General features: G+C 40.6%; 15 protein-coding genes. 3 read left to right on the top strand and 12 right to left on the bottom strand.

The window, feature by feature from the left end:
* Window positions 1-480 precede the first annotated feature (480 nt).
* Together IEY34_RS22145 and IEY34_RS22140 are read right to left on the bottom strand one after the other, a co-directional pair.
* Complete coding sequence (locus tag IEY34_RS22145) at window positions 481-939, bottom strand: hypothetical protein (protein ID WP_189015211.1); 459 nt, start codon at window positions 937-939, stop codon at window positions 481-483.
* Between the two features lie 57 nt (window positions 940-996).
* The gene (locus IEY34_RS22140; RefSeq protein ID WP_189015209.1) at window positions 997-1,380 is read right to left on the bottom strand and encodes a hypothetical protein; all 384 of its coding nucleotides are present in this window, start codon (window positions 1,378-1,380) and stop codon (window positions 997-999) included.
* Window positions 1,381-1,545: 165 nt separating this feature from the next.
* Here IEY34_RS22140 and IEY34_RS22135 point away from each other — a divergent pair, with 165 nt between their 5' ends.
* The gene (locus tag IEY34_RS22135; RefSeq protein ID WP_189015207.1) at window positions 1,546-1,899 is read left to right on the top strand and encodes a hypothetical protein; all 354 of its coding nucleotides are present in this window, start codon (window positions 1,546-1,548) and stop codon (window positions 1,897-1,899) included.
* Here the strand turns inward: IEY34_RS22135 and IEY34_RS36920 are convergent.
* From IEY34_RS36920 to IEY34_RS22085, 10 genes are all read right to left on the bottom strand, one after another.
* A complete protein-coding gene (locus IEY34_RS36920) occupies window positions 1,892-2,065 on the bottom strand; it encodes a hypothetical protein (protein ID WP_189015205.1) in 174 nt (57 codons plus the stop codon). The genes IEY34_RS22135 and IEY34_RS36920 overlap by 8 nt on opposite strands.
* Window positions 2,066-2,134: 69 nt before the next feature.
* Window positions 2,135-3,016 (bottom strand): DUF4846 domain-containing protein, encoded by an 882-nt coding sequence (locus tag IEY34_RS22125; RefSeq protein ID WP_229757782.1) that lies wholly within the window; start codon window positions 3,014-3,016, stop codon window positions 2,135-2,137.
* Window positions 3,017-3,231: 215 nt separating this feature from the next.
* Complete coding sequence (def, locus tag IEY34_RS22120) at window positions 3,232-3,747, bottom strand: peptide deformylase (protein WP_189015204.1); 516 nt, start codon at window positions 3,745-3,747, stop codon at window positions 3,232-3,234.
* Window positions 3,748-3,749: 2 nt separating this feature from the next.
* Window positions 3,750-3,992: a helix-turn-helix domain-containing protein gene (locus IEY34_RS22115; protein WP_189015202.1), complete on the bottom strand. Its 243-nt coding sequence runs from the start codon at window positions 3,990-3,992 to the stop codon at window positions 3,750-3,752.
* A 406-nt stretch (window positions 3,993-4,398) separates the two neighbouring features.
* The gene (locus IEY34_RS22110; protein WP_189015200.1) at window positions 4,399-4,860 is read right to left on the bottom strand and encodes an NUDIX hydrolase; all 462 of its coding nucleotides are present in this window, start codon (window positions 4,858-4,860) and stop codon (window positions 4,399-4,401) included.
* Between the two features lie 104 nt (window positions 4,861-4,964).
* Complete coding sequence (locus IEY34_RS22105; RefSeq protein WP_189015198.1) at window positions 4,965-5,678, bottom strand: DUF4085 family protein; 714 nt, start codon at window positions 5,676-5,678, stop codon at window positions 4,965-4,967.
* Window positions 5,679-5,798: 120 nt separating this feature from the next.
* On the bottom strand, window positions 5,799-6,383 hold the full coding sequence (locus IEY34_RS22100) for a GNAT family N-acetyltransferase (protein WP_189015196.1): 585 nt from the start codon (window positions 6,381-6,383) through the stop codon (window positions 5,799-5,801).
* A gap of 167 nt (window positions 6,384-6,550) precedes the next feature.
* Complete coding sequence (locus IEY34_RS22095; protein ID WP_229757781.1) at window positions 6,551-7,549, bottom strand: phosphotransferase enzyme family protein; 999 nt, start codon at window positions 7,547-7,549, stop codon at window positions 6,551-6,553.
* Between the two features lie 190 nt (window positions 7,550-7,739).
* Window positions 7,740-8,801, bottom strand: coding sequence for an LLM class flavin-dependent oxidoreductase (locus tag IEY34_RS22090; protein ID WP_189015192.1), 1,062 nt, complete (start codon window positions 8,799-8,801; stop codon window positions 7,740-7,742).
* 15 nt (window positions 8,802-8,816) lie between these two features.
* Complete coding sequence (locus IEY34_RS22085) at window positions 8,817-10,007, bottom strand: MFS transporter (RefSeq protein WP_189015190.1); 1,191 nt, start codon at window positions 10,005-10,007, stop codon at window positions 8,817-8,819.
* Between the two features lie 301 nt (window positions 10,008-10,308).
* Here IEY34_RS22085 and IEY34_RS22080 point away from each other — a divergent pair, with 301 nt between their 5' ends.
* Together IEY34_RS22080 and IEY34_RS22075 are read left to right on the top strand one after the other, a co-directional pair.
* On the top strand, window positions 10,309-10,890 hold the full coding sequence (locus IEY34_RS22080) for a TetR/AcrR family transcriptional regulator (protein WP_189015188.1): 582 nt from the start codon (window positions 10,309-10,311) through the stop codon (window positions 10,888-10,890).
* A 236-nt stretch (window positions 10,891-11,126) separates the two neighbouring features.
* The gene (locus IEY34_RS22075) at window positions 11,127-12,131 is read left to right on the top strand and encodes a DUF3231 family protein (protein ID WP_189015186.1); all 1,005 of its coding nucleotides are present in this window, start codon (window positions 11,127-11,129) and stop codon (window positions 12,129-12,131) included.
* Window positions 12,132-12,141 lie beyond the last annotated feature (10 nt).

Below are 12,141 nucleotides of genomic sequence, written 5' to 3'. Positions count from 1 at the left end.
TCGTCACAATCACTATACCAAACCGAAGCGGTGTTTTTCTATTTTAGCAAGAGGTCAATCATTATCCTGGTTCTGCTATATGTATCAAGGATTTAAGACTAATTTCGCTCTGCGAAGTTTGAGTTCCAAACATCTAATACATCAAATTTATTATCGCCAAGCATTTCTTTTAGTTGGTCTTCTGCATCGTGAAGTTCGAACATTGTGCTTTGCCCTCGTTCTATAAAATCCTGCTTTCATGTACTTCCTTGCTCTTTCCTAGCTTCCTCAATCACGCTCGTTATGAATGGATGCTTAGCATATGTATACGAAGTTGTATCATTACGATATTTTTTTGCTAAGTCCATCTCTCCATGGAGAACATAATATTTAAATTTAAGATCGTTCTCAAGTTCAACTCTCAATTGATGATAAAGCTCAATGACACAACACTCACCTATTTCCATTAAAAGAATTGTTTTATTTACTTGCTATCCCCTCTTAAGGCATCTTCATAGTTCGCCAAGGAGATCCTGAGTTATACTCAGTAATAAACCAATTTGATCCTATCCTTTTGATGATGACTTCATCATATAAAGTTTGTTCATCTCCGTTTACACCCAAAGTCGTTACAGCAACTGTTGCACTTCTTTGGTCTATACCTCGCCAACTTATTCTATTTATTGAATACCTTTGTATATTGCCATACCAATGCCTGTCGTTATTTAATAATCCTTGTGCCAAACTTACTTTTCCTTCATTCGTAAAAATGGTGCTTGAAGCGTATATACTAAAATCAGTGTATTTATACATGTTTGAATAGTCTTTATCAATAAAATCGCTATAGAAGTTATTTAACACTGGAACTATGGATTTACTATCCACCCTTTTTGACCAAGTAACCAAAATAATAAATACTACTATTAGTAAAATCAAAAATGTGTAAAATAGTTTTCTCATTTTCGCTAAGCCCCATTGTAAGATTGGTAAGCAGCTAATCCCAACAAAAGTATTATTTTATTGTTCACTATCTTCTTTTTTGTGCTTATCGACGAAATTTTGCAAAGGTTTCAGTAATTTCTCTGCTTCTTTAACCGTGAGATATGCATTAAAATCCTCATGAATCAATCCATTCTTCTTAGAAACATAAAATGATTCTAAGTTAAAAAGCGCATTCTGATCATGAAAAGTTTCGAATATTTTTCTAAATGATTCAGTATGTTCATCTTCTATGAGCACATAATCTAGAACGTCGATTCTCTTCATTGTAAATTCGTCTATTGGAGTTTTTCTTCTTTCCCCATACTTTTGTTCAAGTTTCAACTTCTCATATTCTTCTAATTGCCCAAGGAGAACAAACTCTCTACCCTTCTGTGACTTTATAGTATCAAAGTATCCCACCTATCCTTTTAACCTTCAAAAGCTGGTTCAGTAGTAAAATCATACCATATATAAGTCAAATTCAGCAGATATTTGTAAAGTAATGGCGAATTTAAAATAAACTTGCCATCCCTTCCCATCAAAGATAACATACACACACTCGAACAACAGGAAGGGGTTATCACTATGGAAGAATGGCCTGAATGGGTTTTAAAGGGATTACATGAGAGGTTTGATGATTTATCGCTCACTGTGGAACAACAGGAACATATTGCCCCATTAATCCAGAAATCATCGAAATTGCTGACGGATTTGAAGAATCAAGTGGATGGTACTGCTCACGGTATTCTGTTGGAGTGGGAAGATGGCGTTCAGTATCTGCATTCGGCTGAAAAGGAATGGTTTTATCTGAAAGGTGTTAAGGATGGCATGGGGATGATCAGGGTTGGAGCTTACCCCTCGAACTCTTCGATCTCCAACCCACTTTTCAAGGTAAAAATAAAATGCGCCGGTGAGAGAATGGTGATTTTCTCTACATGACTTGTATAATTTCATTCACTCTTGCTTGAATTTGTGATTGCTGATCGTTGTCTTTCTCCAGTATCGCTTTCTTTTGCCGGAGTTCATCCAGTTCTTTAGATATTCTGGCATTCTCCTCTGCATATACGGATTCTTGGATTTGATCACGTAATTTTAGGTTAACCAATCTCTTGAGGTTGGCATTATTCCGGCATCAACACCTTGATGTGATCCGATTAAGCCTTCCCCCTTGGCATTAATCTGTGAACCTGTACAGTTGTTCCCTTGTAAATGTCCATTCTGGGGATTTCAACTTCCCTTCAAACGCAGTGGAATACCAAGGATTCCCCTCCCCGTTAGCCTCATTCTGCAGAATGTGTATGTCTTGCGCAGGTGTGTAGCCCTGCGCTAAGATAAATAGCTTTTCACCGGTCTTGGGGTTCTGAGCCATATCTAATACGACAATTGCATGTCCAGGCGTGCCCCCTTCCAGAAACACATCTCCAGCCTGCATCTCTGACAGTGGCACCTGCTTCATTTCTTTCGACAAGGACAACGTTCCCGCGTACGCGAATACCATATTGAGATAACTTCGAAACACCTCGTAGCTGTCGGAGGCCGCTCCCCGTTTGGTCCATGAGACTTTGTTGCCGGAAACTTCAATCCGATTCCCTTTCCTCCATGTTGCAAAGTCAGCTTTAAAGCCATTTGTAAAATTAAAGTGAATCTTATCATACTTGCCACTACCATACAGGTATTCCGCCCGAAGCCTCATAACCGCATCGGCGCACTGCTGCAGATCCCGCTCCCCTACATCCACATCGAGCACAGCTTCGTAAACCTCATTAGCCTTAAGCTCCCCATTAAATAAATGTACCTTGGAGCCATGGGGCTTCAGAGGTAGATTCCGCAAATAACTCCCATATGACCCATCCTCTACAGGAACCCTCTCATAACCGTTAGGAACAGCTATTCGTTCCATCACCTTTGTTCCTTGCGCATAAATCAATTGTTGTTTACGAGATTTGGTTCCCGTAACAGCATCCGTGGTTTTCGACCGTTCATCTCCTGCAGCGGAGCAGGAACTAAGCAGCAGCGCAGTTAGTGTAGTAACCGTAATCCATCTCTTCATCATCATCAGCAGCTCCGTTCATGGATCTTTGTCTATACTCTATTCATTGGAAAATAGTGGAATCTTTAAATAGACGATCCTACGGAGTGAATAGTTGCTAACTGAAGCCTGATTGAACGTTCCATGGGGTACGCAAGTTAATCCCATTGCTTATTCTGTTAGCGGGGAAAAGGCAACCGCTAGATATCGGCTGCCTTCAATATTGTATCCCTTCTATAAAGCTAATTGCTATATGTTAACTCTGTCACTTCAAGCAGATTTGCCCTCATATTAGTTTCCTCATTATAAAACAAACCATCTTTAATGTGATCTATGTAGAGAATTCCATTTAAGTGATCAATTTCGTGTTGAATGCATCTTGCAAGTAACCCCTCACCTTCAATAATAGTTTCTGAACCGGATCTAGTTAAACTTTTTATTTTTACTGACTGAAATCTTCTCACTACACCCGCGTAACCCGGATAGGATAAACATCCCTCAGGTCCTGTTTGTTCCCCGCTCTGATAAATTATCTCGGGATTAATTAACTCAATTAAACCTTCACCGCAATCCATAACAATAATTCTTCTTAGAATCCCGACTTGAGGAGAGGCTAAACCAGCTCGACCATCCGAAGCATAGAGTGTCTCAGTCATATCATCAAGAAGTTTTATTATTCTTGGAGTAATGTTTTCAACTGGTTTAGAAAACTTTCGAAGAGTAGGATCTCCAAACGGCAAAATAGCCTTTATAGTCATTGTTAAGCACCCTTTATGCGTGATGATGGAGTGTGGACCCATAAGTCATTTGGATTACATTCTAAAGCTGTACATAATGCATCAAGAGTGTCTGCCTTCATTTGTTTCGGGTTTCCTGATAATAAAGCACTGATGGAAGGTGCAGAAAGAGAATAGTCAGCCTTTTCATTTAAAAGACGCCCCAATGCTGCACCTGACCATATGCCTCTGTCAGCCATTATTTTTCTCAACATCCATTCGAGCAAGTCGAACACCCCTCGCATTTATTTAGCTATCACCTAATAAAATTAGGTATTACCTAATAATACACTATCATTAAATTGGGATATACTCAACTATATAACTCACTATCGTCTCCCGTTAGCGTTATGAAGAATTTCTTTTTGCATCCCAGTATTTAGTTTTGTTAACCAATTCATTAACAAAATACTCTTTTCCGTCTTGGTACTTATCCGTATCATTGGGGTACTTGCTTGCCATTTTCAACCGACAATATGGTAAACTATACTAATTCTTTAGTTTGTTAGTAAAAAGAGACCCACAGCAACGGGCTGTGGGTCTAAGTTTATATTTTAAAGGGGGTCGTGTTTTATTATAATACTGAATGATTAATATCAGATGAAAATAAGATTTCAATTATGTAACAATTGCTTAACTCTCGTTTTCCGTTCGTTTCTCGTGCCAATCCCAAAGTGCTTTAGCCTTATCAAATACCCAATTCAAGTCCACATAGCCTCGTTCCATGTGAAGTCGAAGTGCATCTTCCCAAGCGAAATATTGAGCACTTTCAACTTCATTAGCCTGATGGACAGGCTCTGCCTGTTCATCGATGGCTTTAAGAACGAATAAGCGGACCTGCTTTCGAACGGTTAACCCTTTTCGTTTGATCGGATATTCAACATCGCCAAGGGGTGAAAGGATTCTTGATTTAATTCCGGTTTCTTCGAAAATTTCTCGGACTGCAGCGTCCTCCCATGTTTCTCCGGATTCCAGATGGCCTTTTGGGAAACTCACATGTCCATATCTATCGTCAATGAGTAGGACTTGGAATCCTGTCCGTGCCTTGCGAAGAACTAATCCACCCGCAGCACGTTCAATGACATCCTTTGTCATAGTACCCCTCCTTTGTCAATACAAGCCCAAATAATGTATCCGTTTCCTTATAATATAAATGAAAGATAAATGGGTAAAGCAAATCTGCCCGTAACGTTCTGTTGTTACATCTCTGTTTCCGGAAACTTCTCCAGCTCGAATCTGAAGCCCTGAGCGACAATCCGCAATTCATGCAGAGTTACAAATTCTTCGGAAGTGCCCGAGTTGTCATGAAGCAAGGCTCTAAAATCCATATGGCCTTCCGGCGTCAAATGAACTTCGTCGTACAGCCACCAGTCCCTGTCAACCCCCTTGGGTATCTCGTAGCTGTGCACATCTTCGAAAGTCAGGTAACCTGTGCCACATAATCCCAACGAGCTTTTCCCGTCCAGTTTGACAACGATGCTGCTGTCTTCACGCCAATTAACAGATATGATTTTGGCGTCATGCAGGTCATGCTTTTCGCGCATCGCCGTAAAGCTTTGGGGAAGTGTGCTGCGGATTTCTTGATACTCCTCCCAGCTACTGCGGCATGCTTCTTCCCATGCTTTCTCATAATCCTTAGCCCATCGATTGATAAATACGGACATTTCTTCGGTGCGCTCTTCGGTTTCTGCGACGAATTGCGCAAATATGGTTGAGACACGGAAGTCCGGCACATACTTCAGTAAAAGTGGTTTAAGTTGCAGAAACTGCTGCTGTACTTCGGAGCGGAAATCGCGCCCTTGGGTAATGTACCATTCTTTCAATTCTTCATTTTGCTCGTTTATATGCGGAGCGACACGCAAATACCCGCAGACCTGCATTTTCTCATACATTTCTTTGGTAAAATAACGCATATTCTAGATAACCTCACAATCAACCTATTATGGCACACATAGGTAAAAATATGATTCGATACGATTACAAGTGGCATACCCCAGTTAACAACCCAAAACATGCCAGATCGTCAGGTAAAACTAAAACTCCACACCTCGAACCTTAGAAAATACCATAGTATCTCTCAATGAACCATCTACATCATACTTATCATTTCGAAGAATTCCTTCTAAAGTGAATCCCAGGCGTTCGGCAACTCGTGAACTTCGAGCATTGCGTCCATCACATCGGATTTCAATTCGATTAGCTTGTAACTCATGTACAGCATAGTTTGTAATAGCTTCTACTGCTTCCGTAATATATCCTTGATTGCCAAAAGATGTACGCACCCAATAACCAATTTCAAATTTGCGCGATTGCCAATCTATTCGATGTAAACCGCTGCTACCAATTAACTGACCTGTTTCTTTCAGAATAAGGAGTAATCTTAGATCGGTGCGATCCAAGAATTGAAGCCTAGATCGTCGAATGCTTATTTCAGACTCTTCAATTGAGGGAATGTTCTCGGCCCACGGCATCCAGGGGCGCAATTCTTCAATACTTTCTTTAACTGCCTCATTTACCCTCACGCCATCTTCCCATAATGGGGCTCTTATCAGCAATCGTTCACTTTCAAAGCTCTCAGGTATCGAATATAGTATCGGATCGGTTGGTTTAATGCTCATTAAATAACCCCCCTTATAGAAAATATTCCCATAAGATTAACAGCATTTTATACATTCTTCAATATAAAATTATAACCTTTATGAAAATAACAGTTCACTCCAGACAAAGTTCCGGCAAATATGTTTAATTCATATCCCCCAGCAGCAGAAGGTACAAATTATACAAACTAAGCCCGCAAGTCAATAGCATTAAATAAAAATGGCTCTCCATTTAAGTAATTATTTATAATTGCTTGGGCGTAGGGTTGTTCTGCTTTCAGTCCCTCGGTTTCCCTAGGATCAGGGGCATGGTGACAATAATTTTCAATCATTACCATCACCGCAAACCCTTCCAACTCTGTATACCAATTACCTTCTAGTTTCCTAATGCTCTCGTAACCCTTGATGACTAACTCTCTTTGTGCGGGATAAAGCCCTAGAATTGTATGTGCTATATCATAAAGGAAGTATCCAAACCCACATCTTCCAAAATCAATCGGACGAGGTTCTCCATTATGAAATACAATATTGCCTTGATGAAGATCACCATGAATAAGCCCATAACTATTTCTATCTTTATGAAGCATGACCATCCATGAGGATATTTGCTCAGCAACTGTTAAATACAATTTGAATTCAGCTTCACTCAAGAAGCGATTGTAATATCTCGTTAAACGAGTAATCGCATGCCTAAAACTATGCTCTCCCCAAGTAGGACGTTTGAAATTTGTAGTCAGCTCAAAATCCTGTGATGCTTGATGGAGCTTTGCCAAGAGAACTCCCTCTCTGTATATTTGATCATCAGTAAGTCCTCCTTTGGCGTGCTCACCCTCTACCCAACTCATTAATGAGGCATTACATCGGTAACCATTCTCTAGTTCGAGTTCTATCGTTCTGGAACCGTAGCGATTCAAAATACCCATCGGGATAACAAAATCGATTTTTTCATTCAGTGATTCAAGCAAGAGTAATTCAGAATTTATCTCTTCAGTGCTCATTTCAGAGTGGATTCGAAGCAAAAAAGATCCGCTCTTATTTGTTTCAAGAACGAAAGTACATGTGTCTGATAGTTGATTAAACCGAATCAGTTCCCAATCTATATCATAATTTTGAATTGCTTTTAAAGCTGCTTGTTTATATTGCATTATTACTTTCTCGATATCTTCATTAGATTCCAGTTGAAACAATAGGAACAACCCCCTCCGGTTTCGATATTCTATATCATTGATATCCCTGTTACCATAATTCTTTCCTAGTATCAATATAAAGTGAATATTGCATCATTTATAGGCAGAGTATTCTTCTATTCATTTTTTACATAACAAGATAAGGCTCGTATTGGTTTTATCCAACACGAGCCTTATTCATGCGAATGAATTATTTCCCTTTTCCCGTCTCGGCTTCCCACTTGGTTATTTCCTCCCGAACACGGGGCGCTACCTCCGTTCCTAACAGTTCAATGGCTCTCATCACTTGGGCATGCGGCATAGTGCTTAATGGCACATACAGCATAAATCGTGTAACCCCTACATTTTTGCGAAGGTGAATGATTTTCTGAGCAACAGTCTCGGGATCGCCGACATACAGGGCTCCTTCAAAACTGCGCGCGGCATCGTAGCTTGAACGATCATAATGGGCCCAGCCCCGCTCTTTGCCTAATCTATTCATACCTGCCATGGTAGAAGGGAAAAATGTATCTGCAGCGCGTTCAATATTCTCTCCAACAAATCCTATCGAGTGCGCCCCAACCTTAAGCCGCGATTCATCGTGACCAGCGTGCGCAGCCGCTTTCTTATAAAGCTGCACAAGTGGTGCGAAATCCGTCGGTTTTCCGCCAATTATTGCCAACATCAGCGGCAGTCCTAGCAGACCTGCACGGACAGCAGACTCCTGTCTGCCTCCGCTGCCAACCCATATCGGTAATTGATTCTGAACGGGCCGTGGATACACGCCCAAATTGTTAATCGCTGGCCGATGCCCGCCCTTCCAGGTTACTTTTTCGGACTCCCGTATTTGAAGGAGCAATTCCAAATGTTTTTCAAACAGCTCATCATAGTCATTCAAGTCATAGCCAAACAGTGGAAAAGATTCAATAAAGGAGCCCCGGCCCGCTATAATCTCCGCACGTCCATTTGAAATACCATCGAGCGTAGCAAAATCCTGAAAAACGCGCACCGGATCAACGGAAGAAAGCACCGTCACTGCACTGGTCAGTCGAATCCGTTTCGTCTGTGAGGCAGCCGCAGACAGCACAAGTGCTGGTGAAGATGCTGCATAGTCCTTCCGATGATGCTCACCTATGCCAAACACATCAAGTCCCACTTGATCAGCAAGGACAATTTCCTCGACAACTTCACGCAATCGCTGTGCGTGACTCATAACTTCACCAGTCTGAACATCCGGCTTTGTTTCTACAAACGAAGTAATACCTATTTCCATGGCAATCTCTCCTATTCAATTTTTAATAACAGCGCGGTTGGTCATAGCCCAAAAAAGAAGAGCTAAAGCACTAACGGAGGCCCCGAGCAAACATACTCCGTTCCAGCCATAGTGTGCATAGATATGGGTCGAAGCGATGGAACCAGTAGCACTTCCTATAGAATAGAAAACCATGTACCCGGCAGCTAGCCGACTGCGCGCCTCCGTACGCAATGAGAAGATCATACTTTGATTAGTGACATGCACGGCCTGAACGGCCAAGTCTAGAAGAACAATTCCAATGACCAATGCGAACAACGACTGTTCCGTACGGCTGATCAACAACCATGATATCAATAATAGGATCAAAGCAATGCCCGTCGTTCTCTGTCCGTAACCTCGATCGGCTAGCTTGCCCGCTCTTGCTGCAGCTAACGCTCCGACAACTCCCACGAGACCAAACGCCCCAATTGCAGTGTGTGAAAGAGATAATGGCGGCGCGCTAAGAGGGAGTACTAATGGCGTCCACAAAATGCTGAAAGCAGCAAAAATCAGCAGAGCCAGAACAGCGCGGATGCGTAATATCCGTTCTTTTACAAGCAGCTTAAGCACTGACCTAAGTAACTGGGGATAGGACAGCGACGTTCCCTTACGCTCAACATTCGGCAACTCCCTAAATAACGCACAAACCATAAGAAGCATCAACGCGGCGGAGACCAGATATACGGAACGCCAACCTGCAAAATCTGTTAATATTCCTGAAATGGATCGAGCAAGAAGGATGCCAATCACAATTCCGCTTGTTATCATGCCAACGACACGTCCACGTTCAGCAGGTGCAGCCATTGTCGTCGCGAACGCCACAAGAGTCTGAGTCACAACGGAAAACAGTCCCACTAATGCCATACCTGCGAATAGTACCGTGCTGGATGATGCAGTGCCTACAATAACCAAAGCGATCATGGATAAGAGCATCTGACCGATTATCAGTCGGCGCTGGTTCAGTAAATCTCCAAGCGGCACCAGCATTAACAACCCTACTGCATAAAAGATCTGAGTAATAGTAATGAGAATGCCAATGGTTGATTGGTCAATACCGAACTCACTCGACAGATTATCGAGTATCGGCTGTGCGAAGTAAATATTGGCAACAGACATCCCGCAGGCAACTGCAAACAATAGTGTCACATAGCGAGTCATAGAAGAACTATCTTTAACCTCCTCCATTTTGTATACACCTTACCTCTCTTAAATTTGACATCGATTATTTATTTTACCGTTCGGTACAAATAATGCCTGGTAAATATAACGTATAGAATCGTTCGATGTCAATGATAAAAATAGATGTAATGAGTTGAATCACCAGAAAAGATCCTTCCTAGTTAGAATGAACTAGGTTGCATTTGACAATATAAACGACGAATTATATAATTTAACATACTTATCGGTACATTAAAATCAAGCGTTTACATGTGATCGAAATTTTGAATATTTCTGAAAAAATTAATTGTAACGAGGGGAATTGATTATGGGACGAGCCCGCGAATTTGACGAAGAAAAAGTATTAGATGCAGCTATGCAACTATTTTGGGAGAAGGGATATGAGGCTACTTCATTAAGTGACTTAACTTCCAGAATGGGAATTCAGAAGCCTAGTATTTACGCAGCTTTTGGAGACAAAAAAGAATTGTTCGAAGCCGCGCTGCGCAAATATATGATGTCCCGTGCTTCTCATGTCCGCACCAAACTCCAAAAAAATCCATCTGTAAAAGATGCATTTCGCGCTTTTTTTGAAGGTGTGATTGCTGAGGAATATACGGAAAATCGCAGCCGAGGATGCTTTTGCATCAATACGATGGTCGAACTTGCGCCTCATGATGAAAAATTCGAAATTCTTACAAGGGAACATCAAATGTATCTATCGGTCATATTTCAAGAAACCATTGAACGAGGTATACAATCAGGAGAGCTTGAATTCGGTGTAAATGCGAAGGCTTTATCACAGGCACTAATCGTTTCGTTAATTGGACTAACCGTAATAATGAAATCTCGCCCGGAGCGATCGTTTGTTGATAATACGTTAGAGGTGACACTTACATTGCTTAAGTAAGAGGGATAGCTAAATAGGAACTTACCTATTCGAACATACGTGAGAAGAATTAGTGACATTATTTCAAAAGTTCAATCTATAATTGTTGGCGGGTATGCTGAGCAACACTAACTGAGGAGTTCCCGCGATGTTAGTCTCCTCCGCTATAGTTCGCCGTTAGTTTAACGGCAAATATGCAAACTAAAGGTGATAAATCCTCTCTAATTGGGCAATCTAATTTTAGAGGTGACAGAGATATGAACAAAACTCAATTAAAACTAACATCAACGGAAATTGGGACTTTATGGGGGCAATACTTAAATGGTACTATGGTAAATTGCGTGAATAAATATATGCTTTCCATTATAGAAGATACATACATTAGAGAGGTTTTTGACGATGCAATAAAAATAACTGAGAATCAAATGAAGCAGGTTTCTACTTTTATTCTTAATGATGGATTTCCATTACCCATAGGGTTTTCAGATTCAGATATTAACCCCCATACAAAAAGATTATTTTCGGATATTTTTTGTTTGGATTATTTGTATCTCATGGCAATTCACGGTTTAAACGGTCACGTAATTTCGCTTACTACATCAGTTAGAAAAGATTTAAGAGATTTTTTTGATACTTGTTTGACGGATGGAAAAAATATGTTCCATCGTACCGTTGATTTATTATTAGAGAAGGGGAGTTTTCAAAGAGACCCCTATTTTTTTCCACGTGCAAACCCAGAGTTTATTGATAGTAAAAAATTTCTCGATGGTTATTGGGGAGATAAACGTCCTCTGTCAGCCATAGAAATTGGTAATATTTCTCTCAACCTAAAGAAAAGTATTATGGCAAAAACACTTGGAATTGCATTTAGTCAAATTGCTGGATCCAAAGAAATAAGGGAATTTCTAACAGATGCTGTTGATACATCAAATGACCACATTCAAATACTAAGTGATAAACTAAAAGATGATAATTTACCTGTACCAATGTCGTGGGAAACAGAAATAACCGAATCTACTGATTCACCGTTTTCAGATAAACTTATCATGTATCACACTGGTTTTTTGTTTCTGACTGCTCAATCATATCATGGATTAGGACTAGCAAGTTCTATGAGGTATGATCTAATTGTTGATTATGAGAAAATAATTCTCAAAGATCTAACCATCTCAAAAAATTGGTTTGATCTCATGATAAAAAATAAATGGTTAGAACAACCTCCAATTGCACCAAACAGAAAAGAAATTGCTAAAGACCAGTAAATATCCAGTT

Source organism: Paenibacillus marchantiophytorum, assembly GCF_014640555.1.
In the GTDB taxonomy this organism is placed as follows: Bacteria; Bacillota; Bacilli; order Paenibacillales; family NBRC-103111; genus Paenibacillus_E; species Paenibacillus_E marchantiophytorum.
This window is presented reverse-complemented; position numbering and strand designations above follow the sequence as displayed.

What these genes read in the sequence shown, in the direction of transcription:
- IEY34_RS22145 (WP_189015211.1), bottom strand. Translation starts at nt 939, where the DNA reads ATGAGAAAACTATTTTACACATTTTTGATTTTACTAATAGTAGTATTT.
- IEY34_RS22135 (WP_189015207.1), top strand. Translation starts at nt 1,546, where the DNA reads ATGGAAGAATGGCCTGAATGGGTTTTAAAGGGATTACATGAGAGGTTT.
- IEY34_RS22125 (WP_229757782.1), bottom strand. Translation starts at nt 3,016, where the DNA reads ATGATGATGAAGAGATGGATTACGGTTACTACACTAACTGCGCTGCTG.
- def (WP_189015204.1), bottom strand. Translation starts at nt 3,747, where the DNA reads ATGACTATAAAGGCTATTTTGCCGTTTGGAGATCCTACTCTTCGAAAG.
- IEY34_RS22110 (WP_189015200.1), bottom strand. Translation starts at nt 4,860, where the DNA reads ATGACAAAGGATGTCATTGAACGTGCTGCGGGTGGATTAGTTCTTCGC.
- IEY34_RS22105 (WP_189015198.1), bottom strand. Translation starts at nt 5,678, where the DNA reads ATGCGTTATTTTACCAAAGAAATGTATGAGAAAATGCAGGTCTGCGGG.
- IEY34_RS22100 (WP_189015196.1), bottom strand. Translation starts at nt 6,383, where the DNA reads ATGAGCATTAAACCAACCGATCCGATACTATATTCGATACCTGAGAGC.
- IEY34_RS22090 (WP_189015192.1), bottom strand. Translation starts at nt 8,801, where the DNA reads ATGGAAATAGGTATTACTTCGTTTGTAGAAACAAAGCCGGATGTTCAG.
- IEY34_RS22085 (WP_189015190.1), bottom strand. Translation starts at nt 10,007, where the DNA reads ATGGAGGAGGTTAAAGATAGTTCTTCTATGACTCGCTATGTGACACTA.
- IEY34_RS22080 (WP_189015188.1), top strand. Translation starts at nt 10,309, where the DNA reads ATGGGACGAGCCCGCGAATTTGACGAAGAAAAAGTATTAGATGCAGCT.
- IEY34_RS22075 (WP_189015186.1), top strand. Translation starts at nt 11,127, where the DNA reads ATGAACAAAACTCAATTAAAACTAACATCAACGGAAATTGGGACTTTA.